The following is a 17,218-nucleotide window of genomic DNA, read 5'->3' as shown; positions in this document are numbered from 1 at the left end:
GGAATTGAGCATGCCACATGCACATCACCACGGAGCTCATGGTCATCATCACCATGACAAACTCACGTACGCCGTATTCATTAATATTTTGCTAACTATCGCGCAAATCGTTGGCGGCGTTTTATCGGGTAGTTTGTCGCTTGTTGCGGATGCACTGCATAATCTTTCCGATGCAGGCGCTATCTTCATTGCGCAGCTTGCTCGCAAAATAGCGAATCGCCCAGCGAATGAAACAATGACCTATGGCTATCAACGAGCTGAAATAATTGGCGCATTAATAAACAGCACAACGCTCATTTTAATCGGTGCATATCTCATCTTTGAAGCCGTTAGCAAAGTCTTTAATCCAGAACCAATTGATGGCTGGATTGTCGTTTGGATTGCAGCTCTTGCGCTAATCATCGACGTCATCACCGCATTGTTAACGTACTTTTCTGGCGCAAAGACAAGTATGAATATACGCGCAGCATTTATTCACAACGTATCCGACGCACTTGCCTCGTTGGTTGTGATTATTTCAGGCTCACTTATTATCCTTTACCAAGTTTACTGGGTTGATATCGTTGCAACCGTATTGATCAGTCTCTATGTGATTTATCACGGTTCACTGCTTGCCAAGGAAAGTATGAACATTCTTATGCAAGCTGTACCTAACCACATTACGTTACCAGAGGTGGTTGATTTCATGAAACATACGACGGAAATAAAAGACGTTCCTCATATTCATATCTGGCAATTAGACGAACACAAAATCATGCTCGACGCGCAAATTATCTTAGGAAATCAACCCAACATCGATTTAGCGCGATTAAAATTGGCACTTAAAGAAACGTTCCACATCTCACACGCGACGATAGAAATAGTTAACTCAGCTGAAAAATTGGATACATGTTATATATCAGCAAGTTAGATATCTTCTTTTATTGTAATGAAAATAGATTCTCATGTTGAAACCAAATGAGAATCACAATCAATTTTTAACCATATGTTTTTAAACGTTTTTTATTGACACTCCGTATGTAGAAGGTACACTGGCCTGCAATACAGATATCCCTAGGATTCCGCTATGCAAGGCAAGCAAAAAGTCATTGATGCATTTAATGCACTTCTCGCAAACGAACTGGCCGCTATCGATCAATATTTTATCCATTCACGTATGTACGATGATTGGGGAATGGCGAAGTTGTATGAGCGTCTAAATCATGAAATGGAAGAAGAAACCACGCATGCAGATTGGCTAATTAAACGTATCCTTTTCCTAGGCGGTGTGCCAAATATGACGAATCGCCGCGACTTGTTAATTGGCTCTGACGTAAGTTCTATGATGCAAAATGACCTCACTCTCGAACTTGAGGTGGTGACCTCCGTCAAAGCAGCCATTGCAATTTGCGAACAAGAGCAAGACTACCAATCTCGTTCAGTACTTGAAAAACTACTTTTCGACACTGAAGAAGACCACGTCTATTGGCTTGAACAACAGCTTGGTCTGATGGACAAGATTGGTCTACAAAATTACGTTCAGTCGCAGTTAGCATAAGGGTTTCAAATGAAAGGTGATAAAGCGGTCATTGCTTCATTAAACAAAGTTCTTGCAAACGAGCTTGTAGGCATTAACCAATATTTTTTACACGCTAGAATGTTTAAAGACTTTGGTTTTAGCCAACTTGATAAAGCTGACTACAAAGTTTCAATCCAAAAGATGAAAAACGCGGATCGTCTTATTGAACGGATTTTATTTTTAGAAGGCCTTCCAAACTTACAAGATTTAGGTCGACTTCGAATTGGCGAAAATAGCCAAGAAATGATTGAAGCTAATCTTGCGTTTGAACAAGACACCATTAAAGACCTTCACGATGCGGTTGCTCTTTGCGAAACTAAACAAGATTACATCAGCCGTGAAGCGCTTAACCATATTTTGGGTGAGCAAGAAGAGCAAATTGATTGGCTTGATACACAAATTGGCTTAATTGCAAAAATGGGCATCGAGAATTATCTACAGTCACAGCTCTAATCGAAAATCGAAAATCGAGTGAGTTAAAAATACAAAAAAAAGGCTTACCAGTGGTAAGCCTTTTTTTTTGTATTCGTTTATGCGACTTGATCTGTAATATCTGCTATTTCGATTAGTCGTTCATTCAAAATTTTCTTCGTACAGTTTGTGCATTTACCACACTGTGTGCCCACCGAAAGCTCTTTTGCAAGATCACGCATAGTCATCGCACCATCATCAATAGCTTGTGCAATTTTTTTATCGGTAACACCATGACAAATACAGATATACATAAATAAGAACCAATCTCAGTACGATTTACAAAACGGATTTTAGTGTAAACAACAATAATTATCAATACTGTTTTTAAACTTTGTTTTATCTGTCTTTTACGCCTTTGATTGTTTCTATAAAGAAAACAAATTATCTTTTCGACTTAAATGATGTAAATAAATCTTAAAATATGTGGTAAATTATACTATTAGAATATGAAATAGTTCATGGAAGAAGTCTGAGTACTTGGATGTAGGCGGGACAAATCGGTTTCCGCAGCATTGGAGTTAGAGTAGATGCGTTTGACGTCTTTGTTTATGCTTCTGTTTTCTTTGTGCGTTTCATTAAATGCCTTCGCGACGACCAATTACGCGCAAAGACTGACACGCCTTTCTGTTAACGAAGGCCTATCCCAAAGTGTCGTTAATAACATTGTCCAAGATAAACTTGGTTATGTTTGGGTTGGCACTGAACAAGGGCTCAACCGCTTCGACGGTTATCAAATTAGTGTTATCAATCATGACATTGATTTTTCTGATAAACCTATTTATTTGCTGCGTGCTCTTAATAATGGTCAAATTTTTGTTTCTACTGGCTATTCCGGTAGTTACCTGATTGACCCCAAAACACTGGTCAGCAAAAAAATCTATTCTGGTAAAATCACGCCTGAAAGTACATTATTCTCTCCTATTTCGGTTGTTATCGAACGTGGCAACTTGTTATACGTTGGAATTGAACGTCAAGTATTTACGATTGATTTGAGAACACTTGAATCCAATTTTCTCGTTGCATTACCTGACACCGTCAGCTTAGTTCGCTCGCTTGCTTTCGTCGGGAATGACTTGCTTATTGGCAGTGATGTGGGCTTATACAAATTGGACACACGCCAGCATTTACTTAACCCAATTCAATTCATCACCGCAGAAAAAGCCGATAAATTAAATCAAAATGTGAAATTCCTAACTTATGATCCTACATTGGGACTTTTGGTTGGCACCGTCAGAGGCCTTTACGTGTTGCCTTTTGATGGCGTCGAATTCAAACCCGAACACACTTATACACTGGTAGCTGACCTCAATATTTGGGACTACCAAAAAACGGAATTTGGCGAATTTATCGCGACCGAATTGGGCCTTTATGAAATTCAGCGTAAAAGTAAAACCGCAAGCAAGGTCCTAAGTTTTGACGGCAGTCGCTACAATGTGACGAACACCAGTGTCTACGACATTATGGTGGATAAAAATAATGTCATGTGGATGGCGTCGAGAGAGCAAGGTGTTTTTTATTGGCCACTTCAAGCTAAGCGATTTATTAATGTAAAGTCGCCCTCGCACCCGCTTGCAAGTAACACTATTTGGTCGATTAAAGAAATTGATAATCAACTTTGGATGGGGTCTGACAACGGCCTTATAGCTGTTGAACACGATCAAGCGGTAGAGACTTTTTTCCAAAACAACGATCCCAAAGAAATATTTGGTCTTAACGCTGTTGTAACGATTGCATCAGGCCAGTACCAAAACCTTAAAGTTTTGCTATTAGAAACTCCGTTTGGCATTCAAGTCTTCACGCCTGCAACCGGTGATATTCGAAACCTCACAGAAATACAGACTCAGTTGAAAAGCGACGACTATATCCGTGGCATGTATGAAGCGGAACAATATATCTACTTTGCTTCAAACAAAAATTATTACCAATGCTCTAAAACAGAACTTCAGTGCAATCCGATTGAGGGACTATCGGAACAACTCTCTACAAATTCCTTCTATAAGTTCCTCGCACCGCTTCCTACGCATCCAAATGATTTGCTCATTTCAACAAACAGTAAATTGATGCGTTATAACACCCAAAGCCACAAGACGTTTCTCGTTTACGATTTTGGCAAAGAAGATTCGTCAAAATTTGCGGTGGTGGATAGTTGGGCTGCAGACAGTAATGGCACATTATGGCTTGCTACGTCGACAGAAGGTCTCGTAGCGATTAGTCTAGAAACACTTGAACAACTCAGCGAGTTTAATGAAAAAACAGGATTCTTAACAAACACCATTTATGAACTACAGCTCGATAGTACCAATGCGCTTTGGGCAAGTACGCAAAAAGGTCTATATCGCTTTGATTTATCCGACCGCAGTATCAAATTATTTAGTCATCACAATGGACTTCCTGTCGATGAATTTAATTCGGGTGCAAGCGCAAAATTAAAGAATGGCAATCTCGCCTTTGGCTCGACTCAAGGCATGATTGTTTTTGATCCATCCGCCTTGGCTGCCAAAAGTGCGCAAACCCAAATTGAAATCACCGAATTGGCCTTAATGTCTAAAAACAAGCCATTCGCAATTTCAGACTCAATTCAACTTAAGCACGATGATGTGGGTTTGCTTATTCGTTTTTCAGATTTTGATTTTTTAGATCAACACAACGACTATTATTCAGCAAAAATGACTGGGCCAACAAACGCCGACTATCACGATGTAAAACTAGGTAAGCTATTCTTTAGTCAGTTAAAGCCGGGTAATTATCAGCTAACTCTCTTTTTGAAAGAACGCGGCAGTAATCGTGAATTAGCAAGTAAATCATTGAAAATATCGGTTGCTCATGCACCGTACGCATCCCCACTTGCCATTACCGCTTATGTTGTCATTGCTTTGGCGCTTTTTGCTCTGTGGTTACGTCAAAGTAATAAAAAACAGCAAATTATAAAAAGCGCGTTGACAGAAATGACGCGTAGCCAAAAGCAAACTGGCCTCGCATTGCAAGCAACAAACAGCGGTATTTGGGAAGTAAATCTGGCAACACGTACTATTATTCAACAACGGCTTATCCAAGAACTAGGCTATAAGGACTTGGATGATGTCTGCAATGCTGAAATACACAAAGACCTCATTCATCCGGATGACTATCCCGCGGTCGAACAACAGTGGTTTGCGCTGCTCAACAAGAAAGAGCAGGATGCGGTTTTCGAAGCGACCTATCGGATGAAAGCCAATGACGGTCAGTGGTGTTGGTATCACGACGTAGGGCGGATATCAGAGTTCCAAGATGGCATTCCAATTAAAGTGTCTGGTATCTACAGTAATATCACTGAGCAGAAAGCGACGAACATGATGGCATCCATTTTAGGCGATGCATTTGGTCAGATAAACGATTGGCTTTTAATTCTCGATGCGAATTTGCTTCCTATCGCAGCGAACTCAACGTTTTGCCATGCTTTTGGTATTGCACAAGGTCAAATTAAAGATTTGTCTATTCCGCAATTTAGGGAGGCGCTAGGAAGCCGAAATTTCTCCAGTTTGCTAAAAAACATCAAGTCGCTGCAACCTAAAGGAAACCACCGCGAAGAAGTCACGCTACGTACTTCGCACAATGCAAAGCATCCCATTCAACTTAGTATTAATGCTATTACTAAATCCAGCGAAGAGATTGAATATTACGTGATTGTTCTCTCGGATTTATCTGAACAAAAGAAAACGGAAAAAGAGTTTCGTTTTTTAGCTAACTACGATTCACTCACCGGTTTACCAAATCGCAACTTGATGATGAAACGTATTCAAAAAGCCATTAACGTCGCTCAAAATGACGAATTAGTTGGTTTATTGTTTATCGATTTAGACAAGTTTAAACCCATAAATGACTCCTATGGACATGATGTTGGCGACAAGCTGTTAAGTGCAATATCACGTCGAATCGAGTCAATATTGCCAAGTGGTTGTACGTTAGGAAGACAGAGTGGGGATGAGTTTTTAGTACTCTTTGAATCAGTAAAGTCTCCTGAAATAATTAGCGAGTTGGTCAGCGCATTACTTATCGCTTTGCCTGAAAAAATAACCATTAGTGGCTTTACGGTGAGCATTTCTGCCAGTATTGGGGTTGCGATTTACCCGTTTGATGCCAATAACGCTGAGAAACTTATTCGTCATGCCGATGTGGCAATGATCCATGCAAAACAAAGTGGCCGAAATAGCTTTAAGTTTTTCACCAGCGCAATGAATGATGAGATATTAAGAAAGCTGAAACTTGAAACGTCCCTTAAAAATGCAGTAAAAGAAAATGGTTTCTTTAATCACTATCAACCCATTGTAAACTCTCGTAATAACCAAGTTGTTGGGGTAGAACTCCTAATGCGCTGGGAACAGGAAGGCCAGTTGATTTCACCAGCCGAATTTATTCCGGTCGCCGAGGAGGTTGGCCTTATTGAAGTCATGACAGATCAGGCTCTCAAACGCGCAATTTTAGAGTTAAAACCGTTACTGCTTGAAAACCGAGATTTTTATATTTCGCTGAACTTATCCGCACACCAAGTGCTTAGAGCAAATATTACTGAACATCTAGTCGCTATTTTGTACGAATTTGGCATCCCTTGCAGCCGATTGCGTTTGGAAATCACTGAAAGCACATTGTTGGCTGACAAGGTAAAAGCGAAATCGGCCTTGATGGAACTCAATGAACAAGGTTTTATTCTTTTACTGGACGACTTCGGAACTGGGTACTCGTCTCTCACCTACTTAAGCCAATTCCCAATCGATATTATTAAGATTGACCAAGGATTCGTGCGTAGCATGGAACATACGCCAAGTAACAAATCCATCGTCAAAACGATTACTATGCTTGCGAATAACCTTGGCATGACGTGTATTGCTGAAGGTGTTGAATCGATGGATCACATTCGTTACCTAAGCCAATTAGGCATCAACTATATGCAAGGCTTCTATTTTTCAAAGCCCGTATCTGCTGAAATTTTGATGTCTGATTTATATATTGATGAAGTAGGCAAGAAAGCAAAAGCGGGTTAAACATAACCCGCTCACTTAATTCGGATTCGTAAAATACATTAAGTGGTTATACACTCCACTTTGCTTAACGCTCTGAATAAATCATCCGTTTTAACTGGTTTGGCAACAAAGTCATCCATACCAACTTGGATACACTTGAGCCTGTCCTCCGCAAATGCATTCGCTGTAATGGCAATAATGTGCGGCCCACCATATTTACCGGGTTCACGGCGAATATGCCTCGTGCACTCAAACCCGTCCATATTCGGCATTTGACAGTCCATAAGCACGATTGGATAGCTTTGTTCTTGTAAACGGGCTAAGGCTTCTTTTCCATCACTTGCACATTCAATTTCACACTGTGTCTTTTCCAACATCTTTTTGACAACAATCTGATTAACGATGTTGTCTTCAACAAGAAGCACTTTAATGCCTAACAACTCAGGGACAGTAATAGGTGCTAATGAGACACTTTCGCCATCGACTACAACGCACGGGATAAACACTTCAAAACGACTCCCAACGTCAGGTTCACTTTGTACAAGAAGTTCGCCATTCATTAGCTCCACCAAACGTTTACATATCGTTAGGCCGAGTCCAGTCCCGCCAAATTTGCGTGTCGTCGACGTATCCGCCTGAACAAATTCTCTAAATAAATTAGCAAGCTGCTGCTCACTCATACCAATACCCGAGTCTTCCACAACAATTTCAAGTCGACCGTCAACGTATTGAATACCCAAAGAAACAGTACCTGCATTGGTGAATTTTCCAGCATTACTGAGCAAGTTGTTAATCACCTGCCCCACTCTAAGCGCGTCTAAATTCAAAAAGGCAGGAAGGCTTCCAGAAATTTGATAGTTAAACCTGACGCCTGGTTTTATACCCGTTTTACCAAACACCCGCGCGATGTTATCGAATAACCGGTATGTTTCTGTCGGATGAAAATCGAGTTTCAATGCTCCAGCTTCTATTTTTGAATAGTCCAGAATATCGTTCAATATTAAGAGCAAATTGTTTGCCGATTGCTGGATCATGAGTACTTGATCGGAGACTTCTGTCGATAACTCGTCACTATTTATAAGGTGCTCAGAGAGTCCTAAAATTCCATTTAACGGCGTTCTGATCTCATGACTCATGTTGGCTAAGAACTGACTTTTAGCCTGACTCGCTTTGTTTGCCACACGCACAGCTTCTATCAATTCTTGTGTTTTCTCGTTGACCTGCTGTTCAAGTTTTACGTTAAAGTCTTTCAGCTTTTTATTGAGCGCTTCATTTTCGTCATACGAATTCTGTAAACGCGCAAAACTCGTATTTAACTTCAAGGCAAGTTGAGAAAACTGTTGTTGCAGTCCAACCATCTCAAGAAACCCGTTTTGAGTTCGTTGCTCGTCCGATATCATCTTGCTCGGATCAAAGTCATGAATATGATTACTTAAGCGCTCTATCGGACTCACCAGCACGCGCGTTAATTGACTGACAAATATACTGCTTAATACAATAATAGTAACCGCGAGAAAGCCCGATAATCCCCATGCTGAGGCCGTCTGCGAGATTAACATGCTTACGTTCAAGTAGCGTAACGACGGTCCATCCTAATATGGGTGAGTTATTTTCGTGGTAATAGAAAATATCATTTTGGCTTGTTTGAAAAAGATGAGTATTGGGATCAAATGCTGTGCGCTTATCGTCGGCAACTAAATCGAGAGTCTTAAACTCCGATTTTAATGAGCTGTAAACCACTTTATTGGCACTGTCTAGCACAAGCAATTCACCTGAGGTGTTAACTAATCGGGGAATAAACTGCTCAAATGACTCAAATATCAACGAGCCTTCTACAATTCCTGCAAACTTGCGGTTGTTCATCACCGGTGCCGAAATTGCGACGATCGGTTCGTTCCCAAGCCCCCTACCTCTGAAAATATCCGAAACAAATCCATCAGGATAATGTTGTGCCGATTGGTAATAATCTCTATCTGCTACACTTTTATCTTCGTCCATCATGCTCAGCTTAAAGCCTTCAGGGTAAAAATGCGTAATTTGTGCTTTATTGTCGGTGACAATGCCAGTTCGGAAATTTGGGTGGAGTAACATTAACTGAGCAAGCGCGTTCTGTTTATCGATACCAAGCTCGATACTTTTGGCGGTAAGCGCAACAGCTCGTTTATAGCTTTGAAGATAGTCTTCTATTTGTCTTGTTACCGTCAACGAATCTTCGGTGAGTTGATTTTTCACTTCCAACTCGAGGCGAGCGTAATAGTTGTTGGTTAACACAATGGAAGTCACCAAGACAACTAACACGATTAATAGACTAACGGTGTAATTTAGCATTTGATATAGCGGTGAAGCACGCCATAGCTGCCGAATAAAGAAAAAGCCAAGCAAGTCGACCACGGCTAGGTATAGCGCGGCATTAATAAAGTACTTCGCAAGCGCCGTGACGATAACGAGAAGCGGTAAAGCTAGGAAAAAATAGCCAAAAAGGAATAGGAGTGCTAAGCCAATTAAAACCCAAAACGCAAGCCCACGTAAAAATAAGGGCTTATTACTATTTATACAAAGAACTTGCAGCCAGACGACTTCAAGTGCGAACACCACAGAAGACCAACAGTGATCCCAACGATAATAAATGAAACCGGCACCAATTGCGACGGCAAGCAAAGCATATTGCCAACCAAATAGTAGCAGCACACATAGAACGAACAGCTGACCAAATAGAAACTCGGAGCTATCAAGAAACCAGAACGGTAATAGATTCGCGAAGCCACCAACGACGCCAAGGGTCACCGTACACAATAACGGGAAAAGTCGATGCTGAGTGATTGTCAAAGCGCGCGTTCCATTTTATCTTCTGTCTATAAAGTTAAAAGATACCGTGCAATTTGCCAAGTAAATACTGAAATTTTAACTACTTAACTTGTGCTTTCGTTTATGTAGGTAACCTACTCGACAACACAAGACGCAGATAATTCTACAAATATTAGACATTCAAAGTTAAACGTGCTGAGAAAACTACGTTTTCCTCATTGAGCAATCGAAGATAAAACTTAAATAAAGGAATTAGATAATTGGCTGAGGATGAGCCGGACAATTATGACTTTCAACTTGAATAATGCTTTTAACCGCTCCAAACCGTTGTTTTAACAACGTTTCTACGGCTATTTTACACAGCTCGTCATGTTGCTCGAGTGTACAGTGGTGTTTTAGGACAATATGCGCACCAATAGTTACCACGCCTGATACTCGCTTTATGGTGACATTGTGAACGCTATCTACATGCTCGGCTTCCAGTAAAGTGTGCTCGACTTGCTCTAAGTTTGGTAACTCTTCTCTTTTCAAGATGCCCTTTAAACATACTCTTACAACGCGCGCGCCGGTATACAATACGAACAGCGATATGAACATACTCGAAATAACGTCTATAACTTGCCAACCCGTGAAATGTAGCAACACCCCCGCGATAAACGTGGTGACGGTAGACAACAAGTCTAAAAATGAATGCAGGAACACCGCGTAAACATTGATGCTGTCTTTACGGCCTTTATATAAAATCCAAGCAGAAAGGCCGTGAAATAGAAACCCTATCGCCGAGATCATGGACATCATGTAAGAGTTAATTTCAAAATCGTGTCCAGCGCCATGCGCTGACAATCTTTGTGTACCTTCGTATAAAATCAACACACTTATCGAGAGATACAAGACACCATTAATAAGTCCACCGGTGTATTCTGCTTTTTTATGCCCTTCATCGAAATTTCGAGCCAGTTTGACTGCAAAAGTGGATGCTATTACAGCGATAAACAGTGAACTATTGTGGACAAACAAATGACCTGCATCCGCCAAAACGGCGAGTGAGTTTGAGTAGTACGCCCCAAAAAGCTGAATAACCATAAAGGTACAAGTTATCGCTAATGCTAGCAGCAATCGGCGACGAGACGCTTCGTGAGTCGTAATACTGGTCATAGTTAGGTATAGGTTCTTTTGGCAGATAGTAATGATATACAGTATCAATTGTAACGCGAATTCGCTCTGTGCGCACTAAAATTAGCACTGAACGCTTTTAATTTGGCCTAAACGCGCCAGACATTGTTAAACAAGACGTTAGAACACTCAACATTCTCACCATATTGAACTTAAATTGCCCAGAAAATAGGCTCTAACTTATCAAGCCAACGCAATAGGCATCCTTTTTATTCTATTCTTGAACCAAAGCATCAACTTGCCATCGTTCGATAATCCCATCCGAGCTAACGGTAATGATAGTACCCGGCTTTTCTTCAATAATGTCTAATACTAGCGCCTCCCCACCTGACGCATTTATAAACCAAGAACCCAATTCTTTGCCCGTCTCCTTAGACCAAATTGAGAGTTTTGATTTAGATGAGGTCGTTACAATATAAGGCCTTTCTTCAAGGAGCAGCCCTTCTCTAAACCATCGAAAACGTTCAGGGTACGAAAGTGTTGTTTTGATGTGCCCACTTCTAACATCAAAATAACGTTGATCATGTAGTGCGTCAGAGACGAATGCCGTATCAAGCGTTTTGGTTGCTGCGAGGGTGGTAACGCGCTTTTCAACATGAAATTCACTTAGCACAGTCGCATCACTGAACAGCCATGTAGACACCACGCCATCAAACCCAGCACTCATGACCCGCCTGCTGTCTGCATCCCAAATAAGATAAGCAACCTCACTCGAATGAGGTTTAAAAAGACGTTGTGATTTATCTTTAAACGATATCAGAACAATTGAACCATCAGTCATCCCCACGCTGAGATATTCGTCATTTGGCGACATTGCAATACTTGCTATTCTCGCCAGAGGGTCTGCGCCGCTAAGGGTAAAATATTGTTCAAGCTGACCCGTTTCAACAGACCAAAAGCTGAGACGTTGCTCACCACCTACGACTATTTTTGTTTTTTGGTGAGTCAAAAGAAACGCGCGCGCAACCTCACCTATTTGGCTAAACTCAAGCTGCATTCGCTTAGTACGACTTGATAGATCCCAAAGCTCTAGATTTTTACTTTGGGTGTACAACAGAACCGATTGGCTATCCGCAGAAAAAGCTGCATAAATCACTTGTTCGTTAACAAGCCCAAACGCATCATCCACCTTTTCGACTTGTTTTCCATCGCAACTCATCAGGAATATGAGACTAAAGAGAATCATTAAATTTCGCATATCACTATTCCTTATCTACACTATCCAGCAAAGGCGTCAAATTCCACGTTTCTATGAGACCATCTGTATTCACGGTCATCATATGTGTTTTATCTGGTTGTGTTATAGCTAATACTGTTGCGCCATCCTTCATTGTTTGGCAAGACCATACACCAATTTCTTTACCTGACTTCAAATCCCAAAACGTAATTTGTGACTTACTCGACGTCGTCATTAATAACTTGCCCGATTCATCAAAATACGCTTCTCGAAAAGGCTTAAAGCGAGAAATATAATCCAGTTTTACAATAACATCGCCTGATTCAGCATCCAGAATCTGCTGTTCGTGTAAACCATCTGACACAAACACGCGATCCGCACTTTTGTTAAGTGCCAGCGAGGTAATACGATGTTGGTACATGTTTGAATAAATCGCTTTCGGTTCACCAAATTGCCATCGCGCAATTTGTCCATCCAGTGAACCACTATATACAACGTCTCCATTATTCGTTAATTGAATATGTGATACTAGCTGACGATGTGGCTGAAATTGGTTATTAATACCGGTGTCGAGCTGAGCCATATTAATCGCACCATCCTCCATCCCCGCAACAAATTTAAGTTTGTTTTCAGACAAGGCTGACGCCGTTATTCGAGCAAGAGGCGAAATCCCCTGCATTCTGAGCTTTCCGATGTATTCAAGTGGTTGTACTCTAAAAATCGCAACGTCATTTTCACCGATCACAAGGGCTATACTGCCGTCTTTTGAGTATTCAACCTGCCTAGCTGGTTTGGGTAATTTGTCCTCAGGCAGAATAACGTCGATTTGATTAGTGTTCAAAGACCAAATTTTGACCTGCTGTGCATGGTTTAAAAAGAGTATTGACGCAGCATCACCCGAAAATTTAGCATCTAAAACAGGCTCACCCACAGAGGTTGCAGCTTGATTGTTTAACGCTATTTTGTCTTGCCCACATCCGACTAATAAAAATGAGCAAAGAGCAAAAACAATGAACGTATTTGTGCTTATAGTGAGAAGGAGAGAAGTCGAGAATACTCGCGTAAAACCCATGCGTAATCCCAGTTAATGCAATTGAGTTGCTTAGACTGCCATAATAAATCGGGTTAAGAAAGGATGTAACTGCTCGAGCAAGGTAAATTAGGTTCAAGTTAAGCGCCATTTGGCAAATCCACTCAAAGTCAGTTACACCCAGCATGACCTATTTTGTGGGGGTATTGTAGAAAGCGGAGACATTCAGGCAAGATTAGCAGGCCAAACTGCTCACTACACACAAAAGTTAAAGCTATGCTTCTTGATTATAGTTCACTCATGCAAAAAGCAAAATTATTTGAACAAGAATTATACTCATCTTGAAATTGCCTTTTTACCTTTGAATGTCACATTTATCCGTTACAATATCGGCAAAGTAAACGTGGAGTTGCAAACGTGCTTCGTCAACCTTTCTCCGTACTTGTTGTAATTTACAAACGCGATGGTGATTTTCTACTAATCCAACGAGCAGATGACCCAGAGTTTTGGCAATCTGTCACAGGAGGAATAGAACAGGGGGAGAAACCGATTGATACTGCAATTCGGGAACTGAAAGAAGAAACAGGCATTGATGCGCTCAAGTTAAATCTTTCTGTCGTTCAACATAGTCATACCAATAGCTATGAAATTCGTCCTCAATGGCGCTATCGCTATGCGCCTGGAAACTACATAAATACGGAGTATGTGTTTAGTGTAGAGGTGCCTGAACACATTACACTCGTCTTAAATCCGTCCGAACACACTGACTATATTTGGTTACCGCAAAGACTCGCGGCGCAAAAAGCGTGGTCACCCAGTAACAAGAAAGAAATTATTGAACTTGAAATACAAACACATGCCATTTAATCGCGTCCCGACCAAAAAAATCCGCCTGCGCTTCTTTTTGGTAAATACAGGATAAACCCTCACACGTTGCAGCATGCAACAATTGTTCAATTGAAATATTGTTCACGCCACGTTGCTTATTGTCCTGAGCATCCTCAGACTCGCGCAAACTAATCATCACAATGCCGCCTTGCAGCAACAGTTGTGTAACGCGATAGAGTGAAGGTCTGAGCGCCCAAATAGGAAGATGGTTTAAAACTGAGCTTAATAAAATAACATCGAAATGGGTCCCTAGCTGCTCAGTAAAAAACAATCTAGGTAAGCTGTCTTCTAGCCAATGAATGGGTAACGATCCTGAGTAAGCCTCCCCCATCCTTTTTAAAGTCGCCGCAGGCTCGACCGCGACCACGTATGGATCATTGCCGTTTAGTGCAAAATACACCGCATCGCGACCTGCTCCCGCACCAACGTCTAGAAAACGCGCTTGTGCTTTTCTCAAATACGGTTTCAACAAATGCAACCAATGAGCATGTAGATATTCAAAATCAACAGCTTGATATTGATTTGCTAAGTCATAAGCATGAATATTGTAATAATCTTGCGACATCGTGTATCTCAAAAATCAAAAGCCGTTTAGTTATACGCGATGAAAATAACAAAATTATGACTCTCAACGGGGAACAGATTTATTCGCGTTGAGGTCTACTCATATAGTCGTTTGGCACAGGATAAGTATAATGCAGCTAGAATCACTTTCGACACCTTGTCTTCTCGTGGACAAGATGAGATTTATGAATAATATTTCTCGCCTTAAATCTCGATTAAGCGAACTCGGTGTTGCTGCTCGCCCGCATTTAAAGACCTTAAAGTCTGTAGAAGCCGTTAAGTTTCTGCTGCCTTCATTCGATAGCCCCTGCACCGTGTCAACGCTCAAAGAAGCGAAAGAATTCGTTGCCGCAGGTTATAGAAACATCACCTACGCGGTGGGTATTACCGCTGATAAACTGCCAACTGTACTTGAACTCCAACATCAAGGTGCTCACATCAACATTCTCATCGACAATGCCGTACAAGCTGAGGCTATTTTAGCGTTTTGCGAAACGAACCATTGCACGTTGCATGTTTTGATTGAGATTGATTGTGATGGTATGCGAGCAGGTATCAAGCCATCGGATGAACAACTTGGGAAAATAGCCCTGAAACTTGCCAGTCGAGGTTGCTTTGCAGGCGTCCTCACGCATAGCGGCGGTGCTTATTTATGCCAATCAGAAAACGAGATCAAACAATTTGCCGTTCAAGAACGCAATGCCATCACTCAAGCTGCATCACGGATCCGAGCAATGGGGTTACCTTGTAACACAGTCAGCGTAGGTTCAACGCCAACAGCACACTATGGTGAGGACTGGGAAGGTGTGACAGAAGTTCGAGCGGGTGTATACGTTTTCTTCGACTTGGTGATGGCAAACCTTGGGGTATGTGAATTAAAAGACATTGCGCTGTCCGTTGTTACTCGAGTCATTGGGCACAATGCAGAAAAGAATTGGTTGATTATTGATGCTGGCTGGATGGCACTATCAAAAGACCCTGGGGATGGGAACAACGGTTACGGTCTAGTCGAAAAGGCAAATGAAGACATCATCGCCAGTGCAATGGTAAACAGCGTAAATCAAGAACATGGAATCATCCATTTACCGTCAACTGAGTTGCTTTCATCCTATCCCATTGGCTCTATTTTACGCATTTTGCCAAATCATGCCTGTGCAACCGCTGCAATGCATGAAAGCTACCACGTTGTCGATCAGCGTGGCGAAATGACAAATTGGTCACGATTTAATGGTTGGTAATCTCTAAGAACCAACTACTATTAACGAGTAATTTACATTTAACCAAGGAGGTAACATGAAAAGTATTGGCGAACATATCTGGATCGTCGATGGCAGTACCGTGCAATTCTTTACAATGCCTTTCACTACCCGAATGACCATTGTAAAACTCAGCAATGGCGATTTATGGATCCATAGTCCGATTGAATTGAATCCCCAATTAAAACAGCAAGTCGACAGCTTAGGCGCTGTCCGCTATTTAATTGCACCAAATCATCTGCATCACCTATTTATGAAGCAGTGGCAAGACGCTTATCCTGAAGCATTATCTTTTGGTACTGAAGAAGTATTAAAGAAACGCAGTGATTTGTCCTTTACGGGTCCACTAGAGAAACTAACGGAAACACCTTGGGCAAAAGAAATTGATTCTCATCTGTTCACAGGCTCTCCCGCAATGGAAGAGTGTGTATTCTTCCACAAGCCCAGCCAAACACTCATTGTAACTGATTTGATTGAAAACTTTTCACCAAAAGCATTCGGTTCGTTCAAACGTTTTATGGCATCACTTGTTGGAGTATTGGCTCCTCACGGTAAGATGCCGCTAGACTGGCGACTTACGTTCACTTTTCATAAGAAGGAAGCCAAAAAGCACATTGAGCACATTATCGCATGGCAGCCAATGACAATAGTGATGGCGCATGGTGTCATTATTACTGAAAATGCCGTTGACTTCTTAATGGAATCTTTTGATTGGCTTGAGCCGTCTATAGCGAAAGCGGAACAATTGAATTGATTTTCAGTAACCCTTTTAGCGTGTTAAAAGGGTTACTAGTTGTCTACATCAACACAACGTTTACTGATCCAGCTCTTGCGTTTTTTCGACTGGCATAACCCAAAATATACCTACATCCTTTTTAGTTACGCGCACAAACTGCCCTTTCAAAAGCGGCTGTGTACTTTTTAATTTCCAAGAAATGCCTGAATATGAAAACGTTACATTGTCTGAATTGGGTTCAACATCTTCAACAAGTTGAAACTCGATGTTGGCAAAATCACTCTTCACTGCTGTTAAGTCTTGTTTGTTCTGCATCCGCTCAAGCGGTTTCCATAACAACAATGCCAGAACCACGGTTACCACTGCATTAAACGTGAGCGCAACTTCCCAACTTTCATTGACTAATCCCAAGTACATGGACAATGCACTGATGAGACAGGACAGTCCCAAGAACAACAATATAAAAGTAGCAAACCCAAATACTAGAATTTCGATGCACAAAGCAACAATACCAATAATAGCAATGCTTTCCCATAGATTCTCAGTAAACCAGCTCATTA

15 protein-coding genes are annotated in these 17,218 nt (G+C 41.3%); 7 read left to right on the top strand and 8 right to left on the bottom strand.

Features of this window, described 5'->3' with window-relative positions; genetic code table 11:
* Nucleotides 1–10: 10 nt before the first annotated feature.
* The 3 genes from J5O05_RS19550 to bfr (J5O05_RS19540) all read left to right on the top strand — a co-directional run bounded on the left by J5O05_RS19550 (nucleotide 11) and on the right by bfr (J5O05_RS19540) (nucleotide 2,011).
* A complete protein-coding gene (locus J5O05_RS19550; RefSeq protein WP_208845314.1) occupies nucleotides 11–910 on the top strand; it encodes a cation diffusion facilitator family transporter in 900 nt (299 codons plus the stop codon).
* 156 nt (nucleotides 911–1,066) lie between these two features.
* A complete protein-coding gene (gene bfr / locus J5O05_RS19545; protein WP_208845312.1) occupies nucleotides 1,067–1,537 on the top strand; it encodes a bacterioferritin in 471 nt (156 codons plus the stop codon).
* A 9-nt stretch (nucleotides 1,538–1,546) separates the two neighbouring features.
* Nucleotides 1,547–2,011 carry a bacterioferritin gene (gene bfr / locus J5O05_RS19540; protein WP_208845310.1) on the top strand — a complete coding sequence of 155 codons (465 nt, stop codon included), beginning with the start codon at nucleotides 1,547–1,549 and terminating at the stop codon, nucleotides 2,009–2,011.
* 77 nt (nucleotides 2,012–2,088) lie between these two features.
* On the opposite strand, the gene J5O05_RS19535 is transcribed toward bfr (J5O05_RS19540), so the two are convergent.
* Complete coding sequence (locus J5O05_RS19535) at nucleotides 2,089–2,283, bottom strand: (2Fe-2S)-binding protein (RefSeq protein ID WP_208845308.1); 195 nt, start codon at nucleotides 2,281–2,283, stop codon at nucleotides 2,089–2,091.
* Between the two features lie 276 nt (nucleotides 2,284–2,559).
* Here J5O05_RS19535 and J5O05_RS19530 point away from each other — a divergent pair, with 276 nt between their 5' ends.
* On the top strand, nucleotides 2,560–7,050 hold the full coding sequence (locus tag J5O05_RS19530) for an EAL domain-containing protein (protein ID WP_208845306.1): 4,491 nt from the start codon (nucleotides 2,560–2,562) through the stop codon (nucleotides 7,048–7,050).
* Between the two features lie 38 nt (nucleotides 7,051–7,088).
* Here the strand turns inward: J5O05_RS19530 and J5O05_RS22145 are convergent, their stop codons facing one another.
* The 5 genes from J5O05_RS22145 to J5O05_RS19510 all read right to left on the bottom strand — a co-directional run bounded on the left by J5O05_RS22145 (nucleotide 7,089) and on the right by J5O05_RS19510 (nucleotide 13,256).
* Entirely contained in the window at nucleotides 7,089–8,165 is a 1,077-nt protein-coding gene (locus J5O05_RS22145; RefSeq protein WP_244370191.1) for a response regulator, read from the bottom strand.
* 292 nt (nucleotides 8,166–8,457) lie between these two features.
* On the bottom strand, nucleotides 8,458–9,855 hold the full coding sequence (locus J5O05_RS22140; protein ID WP_244370184.1) for a cache domain-containing protein: 1,398 nt from the start codon (nucleotides 9,853–9,855) through the stop codon (nucleotides 8,458–8,460).
* A 231-nt stretch (nucleotides 9,856–10,086) separates the two neighbouring features.
* Nucleotides 10,087–10,989 (bottom strand): cation diffusion facilitator family transporter, encoded by a 903-nt coding sequence (locus J5O05_RS19520; RefSeq protein ID WP_208845304.1) that lies wholly within the window; start codon nucleotides 10,987–10,989, stop codon nucleotides 10,087–10,089.
* Nucleotides 10,990–11,221: 232 nt separating this feature from the next.
* Nucleotides 11,222–12,205, bottom strand: coding sequence for a WD40 repeat domain-containing protein (locus J5O05_RS19515; protein ID WP_208845302.1), 984 nt, complete (start codon nucleotides 12,203–12,205; stop codon nucleotides 11,222–11,224).
* A 4-nt stretch (nucleotides 12,206–12,209) separates the two neighbouring features.
* On the bottom strand, nucleotides 12,210–13,256 hold the full coding sequence (locus J5O05_RS19510; RefSeq protein WP_208845300.1) for a WD40 repeat domain-containing protein: 1,047 nt from the start codon (nucleotides 13,254–13,256) through the stop codon (nucleotides 12,210–12,212).
* A 375-nt stretch (nucleotides 13,257–13,631) separates the two neighbouring features.
* On the opposite strand from J5O05_RS19510, the gene nudB reads away from it, so the two are divergent.
* A complete protein-coding gene (nudB, locus tag J5O05_RS19505; RefSeq protein WP_244370183.1) occupies nucleotides 13,632–14,081 on the top strand; it encodes a dihydroneopterin triphosphate diphosphatase in 450 nt (149 codons plus the stop codon).
* Here nudB and J5O05_RS19500 read toward each other — a convergent pair.
* On the bottom strand, nucleotides 14,047–14,667 hold the full coding sequence (locus J5O05_RS19500) for a class I SAM-dependent methyltransferase (protein ID WP_208845298.1): 621 nt from the start codon (nucleotides 14,665–14,667) through the stop codon (nucleotides 14,047–14,049). The two genes, nudB and J5O05_RS19500, sit on opposite strands and share 35 nt — an antisense overlap.
* Nucleotides 14,668–14,797: 130 nt before the next feature.
* Here J5O05_RS19500 and J5O05_RS19495 point away from each other — a divergent pair, with 130 nt between their 5' ends.
* Together J5O05_RS19495 and J5O05_RS19490 are read left to right on the top strand one after the other, a co-directional pair.
* Entirely contained in the window at nucleotides 14,798–15,904 is a 1,107-nt protein-coding gene (locus J5O05_RS19495) for an alanine racemase (RefSeq protein WP_208845297.1), read from the top strand.
* A gap of 55 nt (nucleotides 15,905–15,959) precedes the next feature.
* Nucleotides 15,960–16,676 carry a DUF4336 domain-containing protein gene (locus J5O05_RS19490; RefSeq protein ID WP_208845295.1) on the top strand — a complete coding sequence of 239 codons (717 nt, stop codon included), beginning with the start codon at nucleotides 15,960–15,962 and terminating at the stop codon, nucleotides 16,674–16,676.
* Nucleotides 16,677–16,736: 60 nt separating this feature from the next.
* Here J5O05_RS19490 and J5O05_RS19485 read toward each other — a convergent pair whose 3' ends face one another.
* The gene (locus tag J5O05_RS19485; RefSeq protein WP_208845293.1) at nucleotides 16,737–17,216 is read right to left on the bottom strand and encodes an NfeD family protein; all 480 of its coding nucleotides are present in this window, start codon (nucleotides 17,214–17,216) and stop codon (nucleotides 16,737–16,739) included.
* Nucleotides 17,217–17,218: the final 2 nt, after the last annotated feature.

The sequence above is a fragment of the Pseudoalteromonas xiamenensis genome, assembly GCF_017638925.1.
In the GTDB taxonomy this organism is placed as follows: Bacteria; Pseudomonadota; Gammaproteobacteria; order Enterobacterales; family Alteromonadaceae; genus Pseudoalteromonas; species Pseudoalteromonas xiamenensis.
This window is presented reverse-complemented; position numbering and strand designations above follow the sequence as displayed.

Coding starts and splice junctions, on each gene's coding strand:
- J5O05_RS19495 (WP_208845297.1), top strand. CDS start 14,798: ATGCAGCTAGAATCACTTTCGACACCTTGTCTTCTCGTGGACAAGATG.
- J5O05_RS19500 (WP_208845298.1), bottom strand. CDS start 14,667: ATGTCGCAAGATTATTACAATATTCATGCTTATGACTTAGCAAATCAA.
- J5O05_RS19485 (WP_208845293.1), bottom strand. CDS start 17,216: ATGAGCTGGTTTACTGAGAATCTATGGGAAAGCATTGCTATTATTGGT.
- J5O05_RS19550 (WP_208845314.1), top strand. CDS start 11: ATGCCACATGCACATCACCACGGAGCTCATGGTCATCATCACCATGAC.
- bfr (WP_208845310.1), top strand. CDS start 1,547: ATGAAAGGTGATAAAGCGGTCATTGCTTCATTAAACAAAGTTCTTGCA.
- J5O05_RS19520 (WP_208845304.1), bottom strand. CDS start 10,989: ATGACCAGTATTACGACTCACGAAGCGTCTCGTCGCCGATTGCTGCTA.
- J5O05_RS19530 (WP_208845306.1), top strand. CDS start 2,560: ATGCGTTTGACGTCTTTGTTTATGCTTCTGTTTTCTTTGTGCGTTTCA.
- J5O05_RS19535 (WP_208845308.1), bottom strand. CDS start 2,283: ATGTATATCTGTATTTGTCATGGTGTTACCGATAAAAAAATTGCACAA.
- J5O05_RS22145 (WP_244370191.1), bottom strand. CDS start 8,165: ATGAGTCATGAGATCAGAACGCCGTTAAATGGAATTTTAGGACTCTCT.
- J5O05_RS19490 (WP_208845295.1), top strand. CDS start 15,960: ATGAAAAGTATTGGCGAACATATCTGGATCGTCGATGGCAGTACCGTG.
- J5O05_RS19510 (WP_208845300.1), bottom strand. CDS start 13,256: ATGGGTTTTACGCGAGTATTCTCGACTTCTCTCCTTCTCACTATAAGC.
- bfr (WP_208845312.1), top strand. CDS start 1,067: ATGCAAGGCAAGCAAAAAGTCATTGATGCATTTAATGCACTTCTCGCA.
- J5O05_RS19515 (WP_208845302.1), bottom strand. CDS start 12,205: ATGCGAAATTTAATGATTCTCTTTAGTCTCATATTCCTGATGAGTTGC.